Source organism: Micromonospora sp. DT62 (genome assembly GCF_049847285.1).
Taxonomy (GTDB): domain Bacteria; phylum Actinomycetota; class Actinomycetes; order Mycobacteriales; family Micromonosporaceae; genus Micromonospora; species Micromonospora reichwaldensis.
On sequence record NZ_JBNCOB010000019.1, the window covers coordinates 33,295 to 56,634 of the forward strand.

Genomic DNA, 23,340 nt, shown 5'->3' on the forward strand with positions numbered 1-23,340 from the left:
GTGGTGGGCATGTTCCTAGCGGTACGCGAACTACGGTTCGCCAAGGCCCGGTTCGGCCTGATGGGGGCGGTCGTCGCGCTCATCGCGGTGCTGGTGGTGCTGCTGTCCGGGCTCTCCACGGGCCTGGTGAACGACGGCGTGTCGGGGCTCCAGCGCATCCCGGCGACCTCCTTCGCCTTCGCCGACGGGGTGCAGCACGATTCGGCGTTCTCCCGCAGCGTCATCGACGTCTCCGCGGTCGACACATGGAAGGCGCAGCCCCGGGTCGCCGACGCGGCGCCCTTCGGCAACGCGCTGATCAACGCCCGCAGCGACTCGGGCGTGGAGATCGACCTCGCGTTGTTCGGCGTGCCCACCGACTCGTTCCTCGCCCCGCCCGTGGCCGAGGGTGCCCGGCTGGACGCCGCGAACGGCATCGTGGTGAGCCGGACCGCCATCGAGGCCGGGCTGCGGGTGGGCGACACGGTCACCGTCGACCGGATCGGCACCCGGCTCACGGTGGTGGGCGCCATGGCCGAGCAGCACACGTTCGGTCACGTCGACGTGGCCTACCTACCGCTGCGGATCTGGCAGGAGATCAAGGCCGGCGTCCGCCCCGGCGAACCCGTACCGGGCGGCACCTACGAGGAGATCACCGCCGTGGCGGTGCGGGCCGCCAACGGTGCCGAGGTCGACCTGGCGGCTGGTGACCGGGCCGCCGGCACCGAGAGCCTGTCCCGCACCCAGTCGTACGGCGCCTCGCCCGGCTACACCGCCGAGACGTCGACCCTGCGGCTGATCGAGTGGTTCCTCTACGCCATCTCGGCGCTGGTGGTCGGCGCCTTCTTCACGGTGTGGACCATCCAGCGCCGTGCGGAGATCGCCGTGCTGCGGGCCATGGGCGCTCCGACGGCGTACCTGCTGCGCGACGGGCTGGCCCAGGCCCTCGCGTTGTTGCTGCTCGCCGTCGGCGCGGGCGTCGCGGTCGGCACGGCGGCCGGCAGCCTGGTCGGCAGCGGCATCCCGTTCGCGCTCAGCGCGCCGGCGATCGCGGTGGCCGCCCTCCTCCTGCTCGTCCTCGGCCTGCTCGGAGCGGCCGTGGCCATCGTCCGGATCGCCGCAGTGGATCCGCTGACCGCACTGGGAGCGAACCGATGACCGACACCGGCCTGGTCATGCGCGGTGTGAGCCTGCGCTTCGGCGATGGCGACGACACCGTACCGGCCTTGGACGGCGTCGACCTGACCGTTACCCCCGGGCAGTTCGTCGCGGTCGTCGGCCCCTCGGGCGCCGGCAAGTCCAGCCTGCTCGCGGTGGCCGGCGGGCTGACCGTCCCGACGTCGGGTTCGGTCACCCTCGGCGGGCGGGACATGACCGTGCCGAGCGCACGGGCGCGGGCCGCACTGCGCCGGGAGTTCGTCGGCTTCGTGTTCCAGTCCGGCAACCTCATTCCCGCGTTGACCGCCGTGGACCAGCTGCGGTTGCCGGCCCGCTTCGGCGGTCACGGCTCCCGGGCGCGCGAGGCGACGGCCCTGCTCGACGAGGTCGGAATGGCCCACAAGGCGAACCGCCGGCCGCACCAGCTCTCGGGTGGCGAACGGCAACGGGTCGGCATCGCCCGTGCCCTGGTCAACCGGCCGCGACTACTCTTGGTGGACGAGCCGACCGCCGCCCTCGACCGTGCCCGCAGTCACGAGGTGGTGGAGCTGCTCGCCCGCGAGACCAAGGAGAACGACGTCGCCACCGTCATGGTCACCCACGACCACGACGTGCTGCGCCACTGCACGACGGTGTACGAGATGATCGACGGGCGACTGATGCCCGTGCCGTGACGATGGGGGTTCCCGTGCCGAAGATCCAGGCGCCCACGGTGGCCGAGCACCGGGCCCGGCAGCGGCGGGCGATCCTGGCGGCCGCCCGGGAGATCCTCGCGGAGAGCGGGGCGCAGGCGCCGAGCCTGGCCGAGGTGGGCAAGCGGACAGGCCTGGCGCGCCCCAGCGTCTACCAGTACTTCAAGTCGCGGGAGGACCTGCTCAACGCCGTCATCGCCGACATGTTCCCGGAGTGGTCGGCCTACGTCACGCAGCAGATGGACCGGGCCACCGACCCCGGCGGGCGGGTGCTGGCCTACGTCGAGGCCAACCTGCGCCTCGTCGCCCAGGGGGAGCACGCGGTCATGCGTGGGCTCGCCGCCAGCGTGCCGGGCGCCGTCCTCGCCGAGGAGAGCCGCGTCCTGCACGACCAGTTGCGTACGCCGCTGGTGGCGGCCCTGGCCGAGCACGGCGCGAGCGACCCGGCCGCTGCGGCGGAGCTGATCCAGGCGGTGGTCTACGCGTCCTCACAGATGATCGAGAACGGCACCTCGGAAGCCGCCGTGCTCGCCCTCACCCGGGATCTCCTGGGCCCCTACCTGCGACAGCAGGGCTGAGCGTCACGGATGTCCGGCGGCGGCCCGGCGCACCAGCCGGCGCGCCTCGTCGCGGGGGACGCCCGTGGCGCGCAGCAGGTCGTTGGCGATGGTCCGCAGCTGGGACACGACGATGGTGCCCGAGAACCCCATGTCCTGACGCCACGCCTCGCCGGCCTCCCGCACCGCCGCCAGCACCCGCTCGCGCGCACCGACGGGCTCCCGGCCGGCCAGGAACTCGCGGTGCCTCCCCCGCGCCCGGTCCGGCGGCCTACCCGCCGCCGGATGGGGTAGTCGTGAGCGCGCCGGGCCCGGTGACGTCGAGGACGTCGAGCAGGCCCAGCAGTCCGGCGAGCACGACGGCCTCGTCGTGGGTGAGGGTGATGCTGCGGGTGGCGTCTGGGTCGTCGCCGTCGGGGTAGACCAGCTCACGCCGACCGCCGACGTGGTGGGTCACCACCCCGACGCGCACTCCCGCGTCGGTGGTGAACATGCGGCGCAGCCCGATACCGGGCAGGGGGGTCAGCTCGACGTCCATCGAAGGCTCCAAGGTGTGCGGGAAGAGGTCGGTCCCGGCCCGGCGGGCGGCCGGTGGGCGGCGGCGCGGCCGCACGGCACCGTCGTCACGACGCCGTGCGGCACCGCCTGCGGTCAGCCGGTGAGCAGCAGGCGCAGGCCGGCGAGCGTGGCCAGGTGCGGATCGGCGGGCATCGTGACGACCCGGCCGGTCAGCGCGGCCAGCCGGGCCCCGAGTTCGGGGTGCGCCGCCCCGCCGCCGGTGATCAGCAGCCGACGTCGCCCCGGGGACACCGGCCGGGCGCCCAGGCGTCGGACCGCGGCGGCGATCAGCGGCGCCCGGTCGAGGGGGTCGGGCGCGTCGACGCGCTCGACCGCCTCGACCGCGCGATCGGCGATGTGCGCGATCTCGGTCCGCCCGTGTCCGATGTCGACGGCGACCACGTCGTCGCGGTCGAGATCGGCCCGGCAGGCCAGGGCGGCGGCCAGCGGCTCCTCCACCGTGGCGACCCGCCCGCCGAACGCGTGGCGGACCGCCGCGACCAGGAGGTCCTTCTGCCGCAGGGTGGCGGTGGCCGGCACGCCGACCACGACCGGGGAGACGTCGTCACCCGGCCGCCCGCTCGCCGCGGCCAGCACCCGCAACAGGTGTACGCAGCCGAAGAAGTCGGCCACCACGCCGTGGCGTACCGGCCACAGCAGCTTCGCGTCACCGGTGTCCCGCAGGGCGATGGCGGCACGTCCGACGGCCTGGGCGCCGGACGACGTGCACGCGACGACGGCGGGCTCGGTGACCACCGTGCCGGAGACCGGCGTCCACAGCCGCACCGTGGAGGTGCCCAGGTCCAGGGCGACGGGATGGCGCAGGCCGAGGCGGGCGTACGCGCCGGGGGCCAGCATGCTCACCACCCCCGTCGTGGGGCGGGCGTGACCCGGGCTCCGTCGCCGACGGAGCGGGGCAGGGTGGATCGATCGTGATGCAGGGTCGGCATGATGCTCCAAGCCACGGGCCCGCGTCGCGGGACGCGGGAGGCGGACGGGCTTCAGACGGCGAACGTCAGCCCGGGCGGAGCGCGGTCGGCCGACCAGGCGGGCACGCAGCCGGGAATGGCCCGCCGCGTGCTCCGGAAGACGATGCACAGCCCGACGGACCGGGCCGCGGAGAGCACCATGAGCAGCACGGTCAGCATCAGCAGCGCCGGCAGCGAGACCCGCTTGCCGGCGCGGCGGAGGCCGTGCCGATCCTGCATGTCCCCAACCATAGCCGGGCGTCGCGCGGACCGGGTGAGGGCTCCGTCCGGGTGCGGGCGGTACGGGCCCCGATGGCCCGGCGTGGCGGGCCGATCGGCCCTGCCGGTCGGGCCGGCGCCGCGCCGAGGATGAGGTCGACGTCGTCGTGATCCTGGAGATGATCAGCATGTGCAACTACTGCGGCTGTCGGGACTTCCCCCTGATCGGTCGGCTCTCCGCCGAGCATGAGGCGATCGCCAACGCGGCGGGCCGGCTGCGGGACGCGGTGCGGGCCGGCGGCGCGGAGGCGCCGGCGGCGCTCGACGCGCTGCTGGCCCTGCTGATCCCGCACACCGCCACCGAGGAGGAGGGGCTCTTCGTCGAACTGCGGGCGGAGGGCAGCCTGGCCGACGCGGTGGCGAAGCTCTGCGCCGAGCACGAGGACATCCACGGCGTGCTCGGCGCCGTCGACCGCACCGCGCCCGACTGGCCGGTGGTGCTGGCCGCCCTGGACCGGCTCCACCGGCACATCGACAACGAGGAGCACGGCCTCTTCCCGGCCGCGGTGATCGCGCTGCCCATCCCGGCCTGGGACCGGATCACCCCGGCGGCCGGTGCCGCGCGGTAGGTCGCACCGGAGCCGTCACCGCCGCTGCGCGCGGCGGGGACGCCGGCCGGTCCGGCGCGCGGGACCGCCGCCGGATGGCGCGACGATCTCGGGACCTTCGGCCCGGTTGCCCGGGGCGGCTGATCGCGACGATGGCTCTGGGCCCCCGCCCCCGGTTGCGCTTCGGCGCATTCGCCGCAAATGTGGGGCTCACGGTGACCTACCAGAGGGATGGGCCTTATGTCACGAGCTACCGAGGGAGCCGGGCGGGCGCTGCTCGCCGTGGGCGGTCTGGTGCGCCGGGCCGAGGTGTCCGCCGACGGCCGGACGCTGCACCAGATCGGCGGGCGGGAGGCGGACGCCTTCTACCGGGACCGCTCGTCCTACGACAAGGTGGTGCGGTCCACGCACGGGGTCAACTGCACCGGCTCGTGCTCGTGGAAGGTGTACGTCAAGGACGGCATCATCACCTGGGAACAGCAGCAGACCGACTACCCCAGCGTCGGCCCCGACCGGCCGGAGTACGAGCCGCGCGGCTGCCCCCGGGGTGCGGCCTTCTCCTGGTACACCTACTCCCCCACCCGGGTGCGCTACCCGTACGCCCGGGGCGTGCTGGTCGAGATGTACCGCGAGGCCAAGGCCCGCCTCGGCGACCCGGTCGCCGCGTGGGCGGACATCCAGGCCGACCCGGAGCGCCGCCGCCGCTACCAGAAGGCGCGCGGCAAGGGCGGCCTGGTGCGGATCGGCTGGGACGAGGCGCAGGAGATGATCGCCGCCGCCCACGTGCACACGATCGCCGAGTACGGCCCGGACCGGGTCGCCGGCTTCTCCCCGATCCCGGCGATGTCGATGGTGTCGCACGCCGTCGGGGCGCGCTTCGTGTCGCTGCTCGGCGGGTCGATGCTCTCCTTCTACGACTGGTACGCGGACCTGCCGGTGGCCTCCCCGCAGGTGTTCGGCGACCAGACCGACGTGCCCGAGTCCGGCGACTGGTGGGACGCCTCCTACTTCGTCATGTGGGGCTCCAACGTGCCGGTGACCCGCACCCCGGACGCGCACTGGATGGCCGAGGCGCGCTACCGGGGCCAGAAGGTCGTGGTGGTCAGCCCCGACTTCGCCGACAACGTCAAGTTCGCCGACGAGTGGATGCCCGCCCAGCCGGGCACCGACGGCGCGCTGGCGATGGCGATGGGGCACGTGATCCTCAAGGAGTTCTTCGTCGACCGGCGCACCCCGCGCTTCGTCGACTACGTGCGCCGCTTCACCGACCTGCCGTACCTGGTGACGCTGGAGCCGGGGGCCGACGGCGCGTACCGGCCGGGCAGGTTCCTCACGGCCGAGGACCTGGGCGAGGACGGGAAGGAGGCGGCCTTCAGGACGGTGCTGTGGGACTCGGCGACCGACGCGCCCGCCGTGCCGCGCGGCAGCCTCGGGCACCGCTGGGGCGAGCAGGACGGCCAGTGGAACCTCGACCTGGGCGACCTCGAACCGGCCCTGACCTGCCTCGGCGCCGGCGACGCGGTCGAGGTGGAGCTGCCCCGCTTCGACACCGACACCCCGCAGGTGCTGCGCCGCGGCGTGCCGACGCGGAGGATTCGGCGGGCGGCTGCGAGCGCGAGGAGCGAGCTTGCGAGCCCCGCGGTCGCGAGCGAAGAGATCATCGTGACCAGCGTGTTCGACCTGCTGCTGGCCCAGTACGGGGTGGCCCGCGACGGGCTGCCGGGGCAGTGGCCGGCGGGCTACGACGACGTCGCGTCGCCGTACACGCCGGCGTGGCAGGAGCCGATCACCGGGGTGCCGGCGGCGCAGGTGGCCCGGGTGGCGCGGGAGTTCGCCGACAACGCGGAGCGCTCCGGCGGCCGGTCGATGATCCTGCTCGGGGCCGGGACCAACCACTGGTTCCACTCCGACGCGACGTACCGGGCGATCCTGGCGCTGGTGACCCTCACCGGCTGTCAGGGCGTCAACGGCGGCGGCTGGGCGCACTACGTCGGGCAGGAGAAGTGCCGCCCGGCGACCGGCTGGGCGCAGCTGGCGTTCGGCCTGGACTGGGTCCGCCCGCCACGGCAGATGATCGGCACCGCCTTCTGGTACGTGCACACCGACCAGTGGCGCTACGACACGTACTCCGCCGACGTGGTCTCCTCCCCCACCGGCACGGGCGCCTTCGCCGGCAAGCACACCATGGACCTGCTGGCCCAGTCGGCGCGCCTGGGCTGGATGCCGTCGATGCCGACGTTCGACCGCAGCCCGCTCGACCTGGCCGACGAGGCGCTGGCCGCCCGCCCCGACGACCCGGCCGGCTGGGTCGCCGAACAGCTCGGCACGGGGCGGGTGCGCTTCGCCTGCACCGACCCGGACGCGCCGCAGAACTGGCCGCGGGTGCTGACCGTGTGGCGGGCCAACCTGCTCGGCTCGTCGGCGAAGGGCAACGAGTACTTCCTGCGGCACCTGCTCGGCACCGACGCCAACCTGCGCGCCGACGAGGCGCCGCCGGAGCTGCGGCCGGCGGACGTGACCTGGCACAGGGACGCGCCGGAGGGCAAGCTCGACCTGCTGCTGTCGCTGGACTTCCGGATGACCTCCACGACGCTCTTCTCCGACATCGTGCTGCCGGCCGCCACCTGGTACGAGAAGCACGACCTGAGCAGCACCGACATGCACCCGTTCGTGCACGCGTTCACCCCGGCGATCAACCCGCCGTGGCAGACCCGCACCGACTTCGACGCCTTCCACGGCATCGCCCGCGCGTTCTCGACGCTGGCGGCGGAGCACCTCGGCGTACGCAAGGATCTCGTCGCGGCGCCGCTGCTGCACGACACCCCGGACGCGATGGCGACCCCGCACGGCCGGGTGCGCGACTGGGCGGCCGAGGGCGAGACGCCGGTGCCCGGCCGCACGATGCCGAAGCTGCTGGTGGTCGAACGCGACTACGGTGCGGTCGCCGACAAGCTGGCCGCGCTCGGCCCGCTGATGGACACCCTCGGCACGTCCGGCAAGGGCGTCTCCGTGGACGTGCGGCCCGAGGTGGCGTACCTGCGCCGCAAGAACGGCGAGGTGCGCGGCGGGGTGGCCGACGGGCGGCCGTCGCTGGCGACGGACGTGCACGCCTGCGAGGCGATCCTCGCCCTCTCCGGCACCACCAACGGCCGCGTCGCCACCGCCGGCTTCCGGGACGTGGAGAAGCGCACCGGCGTACGCCTGGCGGACCTGGCCGCCGAGCACGAGGGCAAGCAGATCACCTTCGCCGACACCCAGTCGCGCCCGGTGCCGGTGATCACGAGCCCGGAGTGGTCGGGCAGCGAGCACGGCGGCCGGCGCTACTCGCCGTTCACCATCAACACCGAGCGGCTCAAGCCGTGGCACACGCTCACCGGGCGGCAGCACTTCTTCCTCGACCACGACTGGATGCACGAGGCGGGCGAGGCGCTGCCGATCTTCCGCCCGCCGCTGGACATGCACCGCCTCTTCGGCGAGCCGAGGCTCGGCCGCAACGGCGAGCTGGAGATCACCGTCCGGTACCTCACGCCGCACTCGAAGTGGTCGATCCACTCCGAGTACCAGGACAACCTGCTGATGCTGACGCTGTCGCGCGGCGGGCCGACGATGTGGATGAGCGAGGCCGACGCCGCGAAGATCGGCGTACGGGACAATGAGTGGATCGAGGCGGTCAACCGCAACGGCGTCGTGGTCTGCCGGTCCGTGGTCAGCCACAAGATGCCCGAGGGGACGGTCTACATGTACCACGCCCAGGAGCGGGTGATCGACGTGCCCAAGGCCGAGGTCAACGGCCGGCGCGGCGGCATCCACAACTCGCTGACCCGGCTGCTGGTCAAGCCCACCCACCTCATCGGCGGGTACGCCCAGCTGTCGTTCGCGTTCAACTACCTCGGGCCCACCGGCAACCAGCGCGACGAGGTCACCGTGATCCGCCGCCGTTCGCAGGAGGTGCAGTACTGATGCGCGTGATGGCCCAGATGGCGATGGTGATGAACCTCGACAAGTGCATCGGCTGCCACACCTGCTCGGTGACGTGCAAGCAGGCGTGGACCAACCGGTCCGGGGTCGAGTACGTCTGGTTCAACAACGTGGAGACCCGGCCCGGCCAGGGCTACCCGCGCACGTACGAGGACCAGCAGCGGTGGCAGGGCGGCTGGGTGCGGACCCGCTCGGGGAAGCTGAAGCCCCGCTCCGGCGGCCGGTTGAAGAAGCTGTTCGGCATCTTCGCCAACCCGAAGCTGCCGTCGATGCAGGACTACTACGAGCCGTGGACGTACGACTACGAGCACCTGCTGACCGCGCCGGCGGGTGACGACACGCCCGTCGCCCGGCCGAAGTCCCTGCTCACCGGCCAGGACACGAAGATTACCTGGAGCGCCAACTGGGACGACTCGCTCGCCGGCGGCAACGAGATCGCCGCCGGCGACCCGGTGCTGGCGAAGGTCTCCGGCCAGGTGAAGCAGGAGTTCGAGAAGACGTTCATGTTCTTCCTGCCGCGCATCTGCGAGCACTGCCTCAACCCGTCCTGTGCGGCGTCCTGCCCGTCGGGGGCGATCTACAAGCGGGCCGAGGACGGCATCGTGCTGGTCGACCAGGACCGCTGCCGCGGGTGGCGAATGTGCGTGACCGGCTGCCCGTACAAGAAGGTCTACTTCAACCACCGCACCGGCAAGGCCGAGAAGTGCACGTTCTGCTTCCCGCGCATCGAGATCGGCCAGCCGACCATCTGCTCCGAGACGTGCGTGGGCCGGCTGCGCTACCTCGGGCTGATGCTCTACGACGTCGACCGGGTCGCCGAGGCCGCGGCCGTCAGGGACGAGGAGGACCTGTACGCCGCCCAGCGCTCGGTCTTCCTCGACCCGCACGACCCGGCCGTGGTCGAGGCCGCGCGGGCCGCCGGCATCCCCGACGACTGGATCGACGCCGCCCAACGGTCCCCGATCTGGGACCTGATCATGAAGTACGAGGTGGCGCTGCCGCTGCACCCGGAGTACCGGACCATGCCGATGGTCTGGTACATCCCGCCGCTGTCGCCGGTGGCCGACGTGCTGCGCGAGACCGGCCACGACGCGGAGGACGCGGGCAACCTCTTCGGCGCGATCGACGCGCTGCGCATCCCGGTGGAGTACCTCGCCGAACTCTTCAGCGCCGGCGACCCCGCCCCGGTGCGCAAGGTGCTCAACCGGCTCGCGGCCATGCGGTCGTACCAGCGCCGGATCAACCTCGGCGAGGAGCCCGACGAGTCGATCGCCGCAGCCGTGGGCATGACCGGCGAGCAGGTCGACGAGATGTACCGGCTGCTGGCCATCGCCAAGTACGAGCAGCGCTACGTCATCCCGGCGGCGCACGCCGAGGACGCGCACCGGCTGGAGAAGATCGCCACCGAGTGCAGCCTCGACTACGAGGGCGGCCCGGGCATGGGCGGCGGCGGCCCGTACGGGCAGGGGCCCTTCGGGGAGTCGTCGGGCACGCCGGTGCCCGTGCAGGTGGAGACCTTCCACATGCTGCGCGACCGGCAGACCGCGGACGGGTTCACCGATCCGGGTGACGAGCCGCGCCGGGTGAACCTGCTCAACTGGGACGGCAAGGGCACCCCCAGAGGGCTCTTCCCGCCCCGCTCCGGCGACGCCGGGCAGGAGGGGGAGAGACGATGAGCGCACCCACCTGGCGGGCGGTCGCGGCGCGGGCCGCCTCGCTGCTGCTGCGCTACCCCGATGGGGAGGTCATGGCGGCGCTGCCGGTGCTGCGCGCCGCCCTCGACGAACTGCCGGCGGCGGTCGGCGACCCGCTGCGCGAGGTGGTCGCGTACCGCGAGGGCACCGATCCCGGCCAGCTCCGGTCGGCGTACGTGGAGCTGTTCGACTTCCGCCGCCGCTGCTGCCTGCACCTGACGTACTACACGTGCGGGGACACCCGCAAGCGCGGGGAGGCCCTCGTCGGCTTCACCGCCGCGTACAAGCGGGCGGGCCTGGAGGTGGTCGACGGCGAGCTGCCCGACTTCCTGCCCGCGGTGCTCGACCTGTCCGCCGTCGACGACGGCGGGTGGCGGCTGCTGCGCGACAACCGGGTCGGCCTCGACCTGCTGGTGGCGGCGCTGGAACGGGAGACGTCGGTGTACCGGCAGGCGGTCGTGGCCGTACGGGAGATGCTGCCGCCCGCCGGCCCGGCGGACCTCGCCGCCGCCGCCCGGCTGGCCCGCAGCGGCCCGCCGGTGGAGCAGGTCGGCCTGGAGCCGTTCGGCCTCGTCGACACGACGGCCACTCTGGGCGGTCGCCGGTGAGCGCGAGGAACGCAGCGCAGCGGAGTACCGCAGTCGCGAACGAAAGAGGCCAACCGGTGAGCGCGAGGAACACAGCGCAGCGGAGTACCGCAGTCGCGAACGGAGGGCGAGACCGATGAACACGCTGCTGTGGGTCGTGTACCCGTACCTGTGCCTGGTGGTGCTGGTCGGTGGGCTGATCTGGCGCCACCGGTACGACAAGTTCGGCTGGACCACGCGCTCCTCGCAGCTCTACGAGAGCACGATCCTGCGGTGGGGCAGCCCGCTGTTCCACTTCGGGGTGCTCATGGTCCTGATCGGACACGTGGGCGGCCTGCTGGTCCCCGAGTCGTGGACCGAAGCGGTCGGGATCACCGAGCACGGATACCACCTGATGGCCGTGTTCATCGGGACGGTGGCCGGCTTCTGCACCCTGATCGGCCTGGGCATCCTGATCGCCCGCCGGCGGCTCACCGGCCCGGTCTTCGCCGCCACCACCCGCAACGACAAGGCGATGTACGTGGTGCTCGCCGGCGTGATCGTGCTCGGCCTGTGGGCCACCGTGCGCGCCAACGTCTCGGGGCCCGGCTACAACTACCGCGAGACGATCTCGCCGTGGTTCCGGTCGCTGTTCTACCTCAGCCCGGACCCGGAGATCATGGCCGGCGTGCCGGTGGCCTTCCAGATCCACATCCTGGCGGCGTTCGCCCTCTTCGCGTTCTGGCCGTTCACCCGGCTGGTGCACGCGTTCAGCGCGCCGGTCGGCTACGCCACCCGCCCGTACGTCGTGTACCGCAGTCGGGACGACCGGCCCGGGTTGCGGCCGGCCCGCCCCGGCTGGGAGGGCCCGCCGAAGCTGCCCACCCCGGGCGGGCGCCGCGACCGCTCGGGCCGATGAACGCGCCGACAGCAGGACGATTCGAGGAGGGCAGCGATGAGCACCGCCCGTGACGGACAGCCGACCGGCACCGCCCCGGCCCCGGGCACGGCCGCGCCGGGGGCGTCGACACCGGGCAGGTCCGGCGCCACGACCCAGCTCGTCCTGGCCACCCTCGGCTTCCTGGTGAACTTCTGGGGCTGGGCGCTGCTGGGGCCGCTCGGCCCGGGCATCAAGGAGCGCCTCGACCTCAGCTTCGCCGCGCAGTCGCTGCTGGTGGCCGTACCGGTGGTGGTCGGGTCGCTGGGCCGCATCCCGGTCGGCGCCCTCACCGACCGCTACGGCGCCCGGGTGGTCTTCCCGCTGGTCACGCTCGCCACGATCGTGCCGGTGCTGACCCTGAGCGTGGTCTCCTCCTACCCGGCGCTGATCGTGACGGGCTTCTTCCTCGGCATCGGGGGCACCGCCTTCGCCGTCGGCGTGCCGCTGGTCTCCGGCTGGTATCCGCCCGCGCGGCGCGGCTTCGCGATCGGCGTGTTCGGCATCGGCATGGGCGGCACGGCGATCGCCAACTTCACCACCGTCCGGCTCGCCGACGCCTACGGCGACCGGGCGCCGTTCCTGCTGGTGGCCGCGATCCTCGCCGGCTACGCGGTGCTGGCGTTCCTGCTGCTGCGCGACGCACCGGAGCGCGTCCGCCCGACCGGGTCGGCGTGGGCACGTCTGGCCACGGTGGGCCGGCTGACCGTGACGTGGCAGTTGTGTCTCCTGTACGCGGTCGGCTTCGGCGGGTTCGTGGCCTTCAGCGTGTACCTGCCCGCGTACCTGGGCACCGCCTACGGCCTGGACGCCGCCGACGGCGCGTTGCGTACCGCCGGGTTCGTGGTCCTCGCCGTCCTGGCCCGCCCGTTGGGCGGCTGGCTCTCCGACCGGCTGCACCCGGTGCCGGTGCTGGTGTGGTGCTTCGCCGGGGTGGCCGCCTTCGCGGTGGTGCAGGCCTTCGAGCCCGCCCTGCTGCCCGTGGCGACCGTCGCGCTGCTCGGGATGGCGGTGCTGCTCGGCGCGTCCAGCGGGGCCGTCTTCGCCCTCGTCGGCAGGGTCGCCCCCGCCGACCAGGTGGGCGCGGTCACCGGGCTGGTCGGCGCCGCCGGCGGGCTCGGCGGCTTCGTCCCGCCGCTGGTGATGGGCTGGGTGTACGGGGTGCAGGGGTCGTACGCGATCGGTCTGATGCTGCTCTCCGACGTCGCGCTGGCCGCGGCGGTGTTCACGGCGGTGAAGATGGGCGGCCTGGCCAGGCGCGCCCCCTGACACGTTACGGAAGCATCCCGGAAAATCCGACCGGCGGGCACTCATCCTGATCGCACAAAGATCAGCACGGGTGCCCGCCGTCCTTTTCGGATGTTGGCTGACCTGCCGTCTGTTTCGAACGAGCCGATGTGACGGACCCAGGGGCTACCGAAAGTTTTCCGGAAATTCTTGCTCGGCCGCGCGCCGCGCTGCCATACTCCACATCCATCAGGGTCGATGACGGCGGGTTCGCGGCCCGTGCGCCGCAGCCCGCCGGGCGGCCCTCATCCGGCACACCACCACCACACCGGTCCGCCACCCGACGGTGCGGATCGGCCCCGGAAGGAGCAGGAATGACCGAGAGGCACCCCCGGGACACCCGGTCGAGATCGCGTTCGCGGGCACGCGCGGCCATCGTCGTCGCCGCCGTGGGACTGCTCGCGGCGACCGGCGCGACGGTCCTGCCCGGCGCGGCGAGCGCCGGGACCACGCTGGGCGCGTCGGCGGCGGAGCGCGGCCGCTACTTCGGCGCCGCCGTCGCCGCCAACAAGCTCAGCGACAACACCTACGTCACGATCCTGAACCGCGAGTTCAACTCGGTGACGCCCGAGAACGAGATGAAGATCGACGCCACCGAGCCGCAGCAGGGGCAGTTCACCTTCGGCAACGCGGACCGGATCGTCAGCCACGCCCGTAGCCGGGGCATGAGCGTACGGGGCCACACCCTGGCCTGGCACTCGCAGCAGCCCGGCTGGATGCAGAACATGAGCGGCAGCGCGCTGCGCCAGGCGATGCTCAACCACGTCACCCAGGTGGCCACCCACTTCCGTGGTCAGGTCGTGGCCTGGGACGTGGTCAACGAGGCGTTCGCCGACGGCAGCAGCGGGGCCCGGCGCGACTCGAACCTCCAGCGCACCGGCAACGACTGGATCGAGGCGGCGTTCCGGGCGGCCCGGGCCGCCGACCCCGGCGCCAAGCTCTGCTACAACGACTACAACACCGACGACTGGAGCCACGCGAAGACCCAGGCCGTCTACAACATGGTCCGCGACTTCAAGCAGCGCGGCGTGCCGATCGACTGCGTGGGCCTCCAGTCGCACTTCAACAGCGGCTCGCCCTACCCGGGCAACTACCGCACCACGCTGTCCAGCTTCGCGGCGCTCGGCGTCGACGTGCAGATCACCGAGCTGGACATCGCGGGGGCCTCGGCCACCACGTACCGCAACGTGGTCAACGACTGCCTCGCGGTGGCCCGGTGCACGGGCATCACCGTCTGGGGCATCCGGGACAGTGACTCCTGGCGGGCCTCCGACACCCCGTTGCTGTTCGACAACAGCGGCAACCGCAAGCCCGCGTACGACGCGGTCCTCGCGGCCCTCAACAACGGCACGCCCCCGCCGACCTCGCCGCCGCCGACGACCGGCCCGACCACCCCGCCGCCGGGCGGCAGCTGCACCGCCACCCTGCGCGACGGCACCCGGTGGGGCGACCGGTTCAACAGCGACGTCACGGTCAGCGGCGCCACCAACTGGACCGTCGTCGTCGAGGTGACGCCCCCGCAGAAGGTCTCCGCCACCTGGAACGGCACCCCGAGCTGGGACGGCAGCGGAAACGTCATGACGATGCGCTCCAACGGCAGCGGCAACGTCTTCGGGTTCACCACGATGGCCAACGGCACCTGGACGCGCCCGCAGGTGCGCTCCTGCACCGCCTCCTGACCGTCGGGCGACCGGACGGCCCCGGGGATGGCGCCACCGCGCCGCCCCGGGGCCGCCGGGCGACAGCCCCGGGCAGGGCGTGGCGGCGGTACGGCGGACGCGACCGCACCCGCCCGCCGGGGCGGCGCTGGCGCGGACCGGGTATCGCTGACTAAGGTCAGGTTTCATGGAAGCGGAGCTCATCGCCGCCGTGCGGCGGTTCAACCGGACGGTGACCCAGCGGGTGGGGGCGCTCGACGACGAGTACATGGCGCGCGCCCGTCCCCTCGCCCAGGCCCGCCTGCTGTGGGAGATCGGCCCCGGCGGCGCCGAGGTCGCGGCGCTGCGGTCCCGGCTCGGGCTGGACTCGGGGCACCTCAGCCGCCTCCTGCGCGCCCTGGAGGGCGACGGGCTCGTCACCGTCGGGCCGTCCGACCATGTCGGCGGGGACAGGCGGGTCCGGGTCGCCACGCTCACCGCCGCCGGCCGCGCCGAGTGGACCGAGCTCGACCAGCGCTCCGACGACTTCGCCCGGTCGATCCTCGCCCCGCTGACCGGGCGACGCCGCGAGCGGCTCGTCGCGGCGATGGCCGAGGTGGAACGGCTGCTCGTCGCGTCGATGGTGCTGATCGGTCCCTGCCCGCCCGGCGACCCGCGGGCCCGTGCCTGCGTACGGGCCTACGCCCGGGAGGTGGCGCGGCGCTTCGACGGCGGGTTCGACCCGGCCCGGAGCAACCCGGTCCACGACGAGGAACTCGTCCCCCCGTCCGGCGTGTTCCTGCTCGCCACCCTCAACACCGAGCCGGTCGGCTGCGGCGCGGTGAAACTCCACCGGGACGCGCCCGCCGAGATCAAGCGGGTCTGGGTGGCGGACTCCGTACGCGGGCTCGGGCTCGGGCGGCGGATGCTGAGCGAGCTGGAACGCCACGCCGCCGAGCGGGGCTGGAGCGCCGTCCGGCTGGACACGAACCGCAACCTGACCGAGGCGATCGCGATGTACCGGGCGGCCGGCTACCGCGAGATCGAGGCGTACAACGCCGAGCCGTACGCCCACCACTGGTTCGAGAAGCGCCTGACCCGGTGACGGCGCGAGGGGCCGGTCGTGCGCGGCCGACACTTGCCACACCCTCCGCATTAATAGATACTTGTCGATGTTCCTGAGCCGGACGTGATCGGGCAGCCGGGCAGCCCTCGATCGGAACCCCGCCCTGTCCACCGTCTGCGGAAGAGGAACCATCCATGAGGTCCAGACTCCGAGTGCTGGGCGCTGCCCTGGCCGCCGCCGCGCTGACCGCCCTGGCGGCGGTGGCGGTCGCCCCGCCGGCGTCCGCCGCGACCCTGACCGAGGTGACCAGCTTCGGCCCCAACCCGAGCAACCTGCGCATGTACCTCTACGTGCCGGACTCCGTCGCGCCCCGGCCGGGGCTGCTGGTCGCGGTGCACTACTGCACCGGCACCGGCCCCGCCATGTACGCCAACACCCAGTACGCGGCGCTCGCCGACCGGTACGGCTACATCGTCGTCTACCCGTCGGTGACCCGCAGCAGCCAGTGCTTCGACGTCTCCTCCCCGCAGGCGCTGCGCCGCGACGGCGGCAGCGACCCGGTGGGCATCAAGTCGATGGTCGACCACGTCCGGCAGCGGTACGCCGTCGACCCCGACCGGATCTTCGCCACCGGCATCTCGTCCGGCGCCATGATGACCAACGTCCTGCTCGGGCTCTACCCCGACGTGTTCAGCGCCGGGGCGGCGTTCTCCGGGGTCCCCTTCGGCTGCTTCGCCACCACCAACGGCTCCGAGTGGAACAGCGAGTGCGCCAACGGCCAGGTCACCAGGACCGCGCAGGAGTGGGGGAACCTGGTCCGCAACGCCTATCCGGGCTACACCGGGCGCCGGCCCCGAATGCAGACGTGGCACGGGACGAACGACGAGGTGCTGCGCTACCCGAACTTCGGCGAGCAGATCAAGCAGTGGACCGACGTGCACGGGCTGAGCCAGACGCCGACGTACACCGACAGCCCGCAGGCCGGCTACACCCGCACCCGCTACGGCGGCAGCGGCGACCGGGCGCCGGTCGAGGCGATCAGCATGCAGGGGGTGTCGCACAACCTGCCGGTCGACGCCGCGCAGGCGATCCGCTTCTTCGGGCTCGACGCCGCCGCGCCCCCCACCACGCCGCCACCCACCACCCCGCCGCCGACGAGCCCGCCGCCCAGCACTCCCCCGCCCTCGCCGGGCGCCTGCCGGGTGGGCTACACCGTCAACGCCTGGAACGCCGGCCTGACCGCCTCGGTCACCGTCACCAACACGGGCACCACGACGGTGAACGGCTGGTCGCTGGCCTTCACGCTGCCCGCCGGCCAGAGCATCACCAACGGCTGGAACGCGACGTACGCCCCGACCAGCGGCGCGGTCACCGCCCGCAACGTCTCCTACAACGCCACCATCGCGCCCGGCACGTCGGTCAGTGTGGGCTTCCAGGCCACCCACACCGGCGACACGGGACGGCCCTCCTCGTTCACCCTCAACGGCGCCACCTGCGCGGTCGCCTGAACCGGCCGGGGCGGCGCCGGCACCCGGCGCCGCCCCGGCGGCAGGCTCGGACCAGTGCGCCCGAGCCGCCGGCCGCCGCCCGCCGCCGGTCAGTCGTTGCCGGACGCTGGCGGAGCCTGGCCCCGCCCGGCCTCCCTGACGAACAGGATCCCGTCGGTGTCGCCCACGTGGGCCGGGTCGAGCGGGGCGTATCCGAACCAGGGCGACACCCGGACGGCGGGCGTCATGCCGGCGAGGGTGGTCGCCAGTCGGCGGGCGTCGACGAGGTGACGCTCCGCCGGCAGCGCGTACAGCAGCCCTTCGACGGTGTCCGGCGGCGGGGCGTCGACTCCCTGGTGGCGGATCGTGCCGACGGCCGTGGCGAGGAAGGCGTACTCCTCGCCCAGGTGGGCGCCGACGATCGCGCCGGCGCTCCACCACTGCACCGGCAGTCCGCCCATCCGCATGCTGCTCCTGTTGCGCTGGAGATGGCCGTTGTGGGCGTTCACCAGTGCCGGCCATCGCCCGGCGATGGCGAGCAGGTTGGCAGCCATCATCGAATCCCGCACGCCGAGCAACCGCGCCATGCGGCTCGGCGACGGGTCGGCCATCGCGTGGTGGTAGCGCAGCAGGCCGACGGCGGTACGCCCGTACAGGCGTGCCCGATGCCAGTCCTCCGGTGTGGACGCCGCGACCAGGTGCGGCGTCTGCGCGTCGAGCAGGGCCACCAGGTCGTCGGCGAGCAGCCGCAGCCGGCCGGCGTCGGGCGTGCGCCCCACGGACCGGGAGGGGTCCATCATCGCGGCGGGGCTGGTCCACCGCTCGTCGGCGCCGAGCAGACGGTCGAGTGTCTCCGCCGCGCAGGGAAGCAGGTCGGCGTCGACCCGGGCGGCGAGGTAGGCGTGGAGCGCGGTGAGGGCCTGCCGGGGGCTCGCGGCGCCGGTGATCTCCAGCGGGCCGTCGAACCCGGCGAACCGCACCTGCTCCGCCGGGGGCCGGTCGTCGTTGTACGCGCGCATCCAGCGCACCAGCTCGCGGTTGGCGGCGAAGGCGCCCCACCCGTGGCTGAACCCGCGCTCCATGACGTCGTCGAGGATGCCGGTGCCCGAGGTGACGTGGTCGTCCACGACCAGCCCCAGCACGCAGTCGCTCTCGATCGCGATCGTCCGGTAGTGCTCCTGCTCGACGAGTTGCCGGAAGAGCTCGTTTCGCAGGTCGAGCAGGGCTTCCTCGCCGTGGGTGGGCTCGCCCAGGGCGAGCAGCCGCGGCCTGCCCGGGAGCAACCCCATGACGGCAGCGGAGTCGACGGCATGGGCGGCGTCTGCGATACCAGCAGTCATGCCCTCAACGGTATCGTTGAACCGACGGTGCAAACTTTCCCTCGATGTCAGCAGAGTGATGACGCCAAACCCTCAAAGCAGTGGCAGGCTCAGACCGGTCGACCTGGCACGCGCGCACGGCCTGTCGACGCAGGCGGTCAGGAACTACGAGGCGGCCGGCATCCTTCCGTCCGCGGACCGCACCCCGCACGGCTACCGCACCTACACGGCGCTGCACGCGCAGGCACTGCGCGCGTTCCTCGCCCTCGTGCCCGGACACGGGCATGCGACGGCCACGTCGATCATGCAGGCGGTCAACCGGGGCGCGACCGGGGACGCCCTCCGGCTCGTCGACGAGAGTCACGCGCAGCTCCTCGACGACCGCCGCACCCTCCAGGCCGCCGAAGCCGCTGTCGGTGACCTCGATCCGGTGCCGCAGGGACGGAGCAACACGTTCGTCGGTCCCCTGTCGAGAAGGCTCGGCATCCGCCCGGCCACCCTCCGGAAGTGGGAACGCGCGGGCGTGCTCCAGCCGCGCCGCGACCCGCAGACGGGCTACCGGGTCTACAGCGCCGCCGACGTGCGCGACGCCCGGCTGGCCCACCAGCTCAGGCGGGGTGGCTACCTGCTGGCGCAGATCGCCCCGCTGATCGCCCAGGTCCGCTCCGCCGGGGGCGTCGCGCCACTCGGGTCGATGCTGCGCGACTGGCGCGCCCGCCTCGCTGCCCGCAGCCGCGCCATGCTGACCGGCGCCGCCGCCCTGGACGCCTACCTCACCTGCCGACCGGTCCCGCCCGGCGACGGGCCGGACGCCCCCGGCGCCGCCTCGCCGGCCACGGATCCGATCCGGCCGCCGGGTGGCTCCCGCTGATCGTCACCCGAGCGGGCGTCGCCGGCCCCACCGTTCCACTCAGGCGGGGTCGCCCGCTGTCCGGTCACCCGGCCGCCGTACGAGCAGTTGCCAGTAGTCGCCCGCTCGGTCGTGAGCCGTGAGCCGTGAGCCATCGCCGGAGCGCTTCGAGCGACGCCCGGTGGGACGCCGAACTGACCTCCGGCGAGGACGGAGAACTCGACGGTCCGGTCCCGCCCGCCCACCTCGACCGTCTGGGCGAAGACGAGGACGTCGTCGCCCGGGGGCGCGAGCATGCCCCCGGCGGCCACCCCGGGTGGGACCACGTAGTGCACCCGGAACGTCATGCGCAGATGCTAACCACCCTCGTGGCCCGCTCCCCGGGCGCGCCGTCCTGCCCAGACCCCTGCGGCGGTACGACTTCTGCGCGGTGCGCGGGGGCGGATTAGGCTCGTGAAGATCGACTTGAGGAGTTGGCCATGCCGAACCTGTCGTCCCCTGCCACGGTCGCCCGTCGTGCCGCCGTCGCGGCCAGCCTTGCCGTCGGTGTCGCCGCGTCCATGCCGGCCTGCGCCTCCACGGCTCCCACGACCGGGGAGTCCACCGCCTCGCCGGTGACCCCCGCACCCGACGGCGGGACCACGGGCACGCCCTCGCCCACCGGCTCCGACCCGGCGAGCGGCGCGCAGACGGACGGCCCGGGGGCGCCCGGCGACGCGGACCCGATCATGCGGGGTGAGCGGCAGATCGTCCTGCGGCCGGTCGGGTCGTTCGAGTCGATCCTGGCGGTCGACGCCAAGGGCCGGCTGAACCTGACCGACGGCGACACGGACAAGAGCCTGTTCGTGCTGCTTCCCGCCGGCGGCAACCGCTACCAGATCCGGACCGCGAAGGCGCACAGCGGCGGCGAGCCCGACTGCATGGGTCTGCGCGACAACGGCAGCGCCCCGGCGACGGTCGTGGCCGCCGCCTGCGACGCCGGCCGGGCCGGCCAGCTGTTCACCATCGAGAAGACGCGGGAGAAGAGCCAGGGCCGCCCGACCTACACCATCAGCGGCGAGGGCGAGGTCCGCCTCCGCGCGACCGACAGGCAGGGCCTGGTCGCTCAACGGGCGGGCGAGGGGGACGCCGGCGAGGGCCTGAGCTTCGACTTCGTCGACAACGGCGCCGCGCCCGCGGGCCCGGGCGACTGAGCGCCGACGCCCGTCACGGCCTCCGGCCGGCACGGACACCCGAACCGGTGCTCTCGGCCCGGTTCGGCGTGCTGGTCCGGGGTATCGCCACATGCTCAGAGGGGCGAGGCGAGGAGGCGACGACCGGGGTCCGGGAGAAGGGAGCGCGTCGTGGTGGACCGGATCGCCGACCCGTGGGGTGAACGGACCCCGTACGGGCCGGGGCAGGAGTGGCCGGTACGGGTGGACCGGTTCCTCGACGGTGACCTGACCGAGGCGGACGTGGACCGGTGGGTGCAGTCGGCGTCGGTGCTGCACTCCAACGGCGACGCGCTGGACATCGCGGTCGCCGACGGCCGGATCGTCGGGGTACGGGGCCGGGCGGTGGACCGGATCAACCGGGGCCGGCTCGACCCCAAGGACCTGTACGGCTGGCAGGCCAACCACAGCCCCGACCGGCTGACCCGGCCGCTGGTGCGCGAGGGCGGCCGGCTGGTCGAGACGGACTGGGACACCGCGATGGGCCGGATCGTGGCCCGGTCGAAGGAACTCCTCGACGGACCGGGCGGGTGGGGACACTTCGGCTTCTACACCACCGGCCAGCTGTTCCTGGAGGAGTACTACACGCTGGGCGTGATCGGCAAGGCCGGGCTGGGCACCCCGCACATGGACGGCAACACCCGGCTCTGCACCGCCACCGCCGCCGCCGCGCTGAAGGCGAGCTTCGGCACCGACGGGCAACCCGGCTCGTACACCGACGTGGATCACTGCGACGCGATGGCCCTGTGGGGGCACAACGTCGCCGAGACCCAGACGGTGCTCTGGATGCGGATGCTGGACCGGCGGCGTGGCCCCAACCCGCCGGCGATGCTGGCGGTCGACCCGCGCGCCACCCCCGTGGCGCGGGAGGCCGACCTGCATCTCGCCGTGCGCAGCGGCACGAACATGGCCCTGATGAACGGCCTGCTCCGGGAGATCATCCGGCGCGGCTGGTACGACCGGGACTACGTCGAGGCGCACACCGTCGGCTTCGAGGAGCTGCGCCGGATCGTCGACGGCTACCCGCCCCGGCGGGTAGCCGACATCTGCGACGTGCCGGCCGCCGACGTGGAGCGCGCCGCCGAACTGCTCGGCACCTCGCAGCGGCTGCTGTCGACGGTGTTGCAGGGCTTCTACCAGTCCAACCAGGCCACCGCCGCCGCCTGCGGCGTCAACAACCTGCACCTGATCCGGGGCATGATCGGCCGGCCCGGCGCCGGGATCTACCAGATGAACGGCCAGCCCACCGCGCAGAACACCCGGGAGACCGGCACCGACGGGGACCTGCCGGGCCTGCGCAACTGGGAGAACACCGCCCACATCGAGGAGCTGGCCCGGCTCTGGAACGTCGACGTCGACGTCATCCCGCACTGGGCGCCCCCGACGCACGCCATGCAGATCTTCCGGTACGCCGAGCAGGGCTCTATCAAGCTGCTGTGGATCAGCGCCACCAACCCGGCGGTGTCCCTGCCCGACCTGTCGCGCATCCGGCGCGTCCTGGCGAAGCCGGAACTGTTCGTGGTGGTGCAGGACCTGTTCCTGACCGAGACCGCCGAACTGGCCGACGTGGTGCTGCCCGGCGCCACCTGGGGCGAGAAGACCGGCACGTTCACCAGCGTCGACCGCACCGTGCACATCTCCGACAAGGCCGTCGACCCACCGGGCGAGGCCCGCCCGGACCTGGACATCTTCCTCGACTACGCCCGGCGGATGGACTTCCGGGACCGCGACGGGCAGCCGCTGATCCGGTGGACCGGGCCGGAGGAGGTGTTCGAGGCGTGGAAGGAGTGCTCGCGGGGGCGACCGTGCGACTACACCGGCATCACCTACGCCAAGCTGCGCGGCGGCTCCGGCGTCCAGTGGCCCTGCACCGACGAGCAGCCAGACGGCACCGAGCGTCTCTACACCGACGGGCGCTTCCACACCGACCCCGACTACTGCGAGACGTACAGCCACGACCTCGCCACGGGCGCCGAGTTCACCGAGCCGGAGTACCGCGCCAAGGAGCCGGGCGGGCGGGCGTTCCTGCACACCGTCGACTACCAGCCCTCCCCCGAGGTGCCGGACGACGAACATCCCATGCTGCTGACCACCGGCCGTACCGTCTACCAGTTCCACACCCGCACCAAGACCGGCCGGGCCCCACAACTCGACCGGGCCGCGCCGGACGTGTGGGTGGAGCTCAACCCGGCCGACGCGGCCCGGCTCGGCATCGCCGAGGGCGACCTGGTCGGCGTCGCCTCGGCGCGCGGCGGCATCCAGGCCCGCGCCCGCCTCTGCGGCATCCGCCCCGGCGTGGTGTTCCTGCCGTTCCACTACGGCTACTTCGACCAGGACCCGCACGACCGCACACCCCGCGCCGCCAACGAGCTGACCGTCACCGCCTGGGATCCGGTCTCCAAGCAGCCCCTCTTCAAGGTGGCCGCCGTCGCGGTCGAGAAGCTCACCGACGGCGGCGGCGTACCCGCACCGGCGCCGACGGTCGGCGGCAGCGCGCCGCCCCCGGACGCCGGCATCCCCCCGACCGCGGGCGGACCGGCGGCGCAGGCCACCAGCGGGAAGGAGTGAA

The 23,340-nt window shown here is 73.2% G+C and carries 20 protein-coding genes; 15 read left to right on the forward strand and 5 right to left on the reverse strand.

Going from position 1 to position 23,340, the window contains the following annotated elements; genetic code table 11:
• Positions 1–9: 9 nt before the first annotated feature.
• The 3 genes from ACPXCB_RS22850 to ACPXCB_RS22860 are packed head-to-tail and all read left to right on the forward strand — an operon-like array spanning position 10 to position 2,407.
• The gene (locus ACPXCB_RS22850; RefSeq protein WP_425877644.1) at positions 10–1,137 is read left to right on the forward strand and encodes an FtsX-like permease family protein; all 1,128 of its coding nucleotides are present in this window, start codon (positions 10–12) and stop codon (positions 1,135–1,137) included.
• Positions 1,134–1,811: an ABC transporter ATP-binding protein gene (locus ACPXCB_RS22855; RefSeq protein WP_425877582.1), complete on the forward strand. Its 678-nt coding sequence runs from the start codon at positions 1,134–1,136 to the stop codon at positions 1,809–1,811. Before ACPXCB_RS22850 ends, ACPXCB_RS22855 begins: the two co-directional genes overlap by 4 nt.
• A 14-nt stretch (positions 1,812–1,825) precedes the next feature.
• A complete protein-coding gene (locus tag ACPXCB_RS22860) occupies positions 1,826–2,407 on the forward strand; it encodes a TetR/AcrR family transcriptional regulator (protein ID WP_393169557.1) in 582 nt (193 codons plus the stop codon).
• 3 nt (positions 2,408–2,410) lie between these two features.
• Here the strand turns inward: ACPXCB_RS22860 and ACPXCB_RS22865 are convergent, their stop codons facing one another.
• From ACPXCB_RS22865 to ACPXCB_RS22880, 4 genes are all read right to left on the reverse strand, one after another.
• Positions 2,411–2,584, reverse strand: coding sequence for a hypothetical protein (locus ACPXCB_RS22865; RefSeq protein WP_425877583.1), 174 nt, complete (start codon positions 2,582–2,584; stop codon positions 2,411–2,413).
• 73 nt (positions 2,585–2,657) lie between these two features.
• Positions 2,658–2,924 carry a potassium transporter TrkA gene (locus ACPXCB_RS22870; RefSeq protein WP_425877584.1) on the reverse strand — a complete coding sequence of 89 codons (267 nt, stop codon included), beginning with the start codon at positions 2,922–2,924 and terminating at the stop codon, positions 2,658–2,660.
• Positions 2,925–3,037: 113 nt separating this feature from the next.
• Positions 3,038–3,802 carry a rod shape-determining protein gene (locus ACPXCB_RS22875; RefSeq protein WP_425877585.1) on the reverse strand — a complete coding sequence of 255 codons (765 nt, stop codon included), beginning with the start codon at positions 3,800–3,802 and terminating at the stop codon, positions 3,038–3,040.
• A gap of 143 nt (positions 3,803–3,945) precedes the next feature.
• On the reverse strand, positions 3,946–4,152 hold the full coding sequence (locus ACPXCB_RS22880) for a hypothetical protein (protein ID WP_132239043.1): 207 nt from the start codon (positions 4,150–4,152) through the stop codon (positions 3,946–3,948).
• A gap of 167 nt (positions 4,153–4,319) precedes the next feature.
• Here ACPXCB_RS22880 and ACPXCB_RS22885 point away from each other — a divergent pair, with 167 nt between their 5' ends.
• From ACPXCB_RS22885 to ACPXCB_RS22925, 9 genes are all read left to right on the forward strand, one after another.
• Positions 4,320–4,760, forward strand: a complete 441-nt coding sequence (locus tag ACPXCB_RS22885; RefSeq protein WP_425877645.1) for a hemerythrin domain-containing protein — start codon at positions 4,320–4,322, stop codon at positions 4,758–4,760.
• A gap of 219 nt (positions 4,761–4,979) precedes the next feature.
• Positions 4,980–8,699: a nitrate reductase subunit alpha gene (locus ACPXCB_RS22890; RefSeq protein ID WP_425877586.1), complete on the forward strand. Its 3,720-nt coding sequence runs from the start codon at positions 4,980–4,982 to the stop codon at positions 8,697–8,699.
• Entirely contained in the window at positions 8,699–10,393 is a 1,695-nt protein-coding gene (gene narH, locus ACPXCB_RS22895; RefSeq protein ID WP_425877587.1) for a nitrate reductase subunit beta, read from the forward strand. Before ACPXCB_RS22890 ends, narH begins: the two co-directional genes overlap by 1 nt.
• The gene (gene narJ, locus ACPXCB_RS22900) at positions 10,390–11,019 is read left to right on the forward strand and encodes a nitrate reductase molybdenum cofactor assembly chaperone (protein ID WP_425877588.1); all 630 of its coding nucleotides are present in this window, start codon (positions 10,390–10,392) and stop codon (positions 11,017–11,019) included. The genes narH and narJ overlap by 4 nt, the downstream gene beginning before the upstream one ends.
• A gap of 115 nt (positions 11,020–11,134) precedes the next feature.
• Positions 11,135–11,896 carry a respiratory nitrate reductase subunit gamma gene (gene narI / locus ACPXCB_RS22905; RefSeq protein ID WP_425877589.1) on the forward strand — a complete coding sequence of 254 codons (762 nt, stop codon included), beginning with the start codon at positions 11,135–11,137 and terminating at the stop codon, positions 11,894–11,896.
• 36 nt (positions 11,897–11,932) lie between these two features.
• Positions 11,933–13,183: an MFS transporter gene (locus ACPXCB_RS22910; RefSeq protein ID WP_425877591.1), complete on the forward strand. Its 1,251-nt coding sequence runs from the start codon at positions 11,933–11,935 to the stop codon at positions 13,181–13,183.
• Between the two features lie 332 nt (positions 13,184–13,515).
• On the forward strand, positions 13,516–14,880 hold the full coding sequence (locus tag ACPXCB_RS22915; protein ID WP_425877592.1) for an endo-1,4-beta-xylanase: 1,365 nt from the start codon (positions 13,516–13,518) through the stop codon (positions 14,878–14,880).
• Positions 14,881–15,046: 166 nt separating this feature from the next.
• Positions 15,047–15,943, forward strand: coding sequence for a GNAT family N-acetyltransferase (locus tag ACPXCB_RS22920; protein ID WP_425877593.1), 897 nt, complete (start codon positions 15,047–15,049; stop codon positions 15,941–15,943).
• A gap of 155 nt (positions 15,944–16,098) precedes the next feature.
• Entirely contained in the window at positions 16,099–17,412 is a 1,314-nt protein-coding gene (locus ACPXCB_RS22925; RefSeq protein ID WP_425877594.1) for an extracellular catalytic domain type 1 short-chain-length polyhydroxyalkanoate depolymerase, read from the forward strand.
• A gap of 89 nt (positions 17,413–17,501) precedes the next feature.
• On the opposite strand, the gene ACPXCB_RS22930 is transcribed toward ACPXCB_RS22925, so the two are convergent.
• Positions 17,502–18,731, reverse strand: coding sequence for an erythromycin esterase family protein (locus ACPXCB_RS22930; protein ID WP_425877595.1), 1,230 nt, complete (start codon positions 18,729–18,731; stop codon positions 17,502–17,504).
• Positions 18,732–18,789: 58 nt separating this feature from the next.
• Here ACPXCB_RS22930 and ACPXCB_RS22935 point away from each other — a divergent pair, with 58 nt between their 5' ends.
• The 3 genes from ACPXCB_RS22935 (at position 18,790) to ACPXCB_RS22945 (ending at position 23,339) form a co-directional block, all read left to right on the forward strand.
• A complete protein-coding gene (locus ACPXCB_RS22935) occupies positions 18,790–19,581 on the forward strand; it encodes a TioE family transcriptional regulator (RefSeq protein ID WP_425877596.1) in 792 nt (263 codons plus the stop codon).
• 458 nt (positions 19,582–20,039) lie between these two features.
• Positions 20,040–20,753: an RICIN domain-containing protein gene (locus ACPXCB_RS22940; RefSeq protein ID WP_425877597.1), complete on the forward strand. Its 714-nt coding sequence runs from the start codon at positions 20,040–20,042 to the stop codon at positions 20,751–20,753.
• A 150-nt stretch (positions 20,754–20,903) separates the two neighbouring features.
• Positions 20,904–23,339 (forward strand): molybdopterin oxidoreductase family protein, encoded by a 2,436-nt coding sequence (locus tag ACPXCB_RS22945; protein ID WP_425877598.1) that lies wholly within the window; start codon positions 20,904–20,906, stop codon positions 23,337–23,339.
• The last annotated feature ends 1 nt before the right edge of the window (position 23,340 follow it).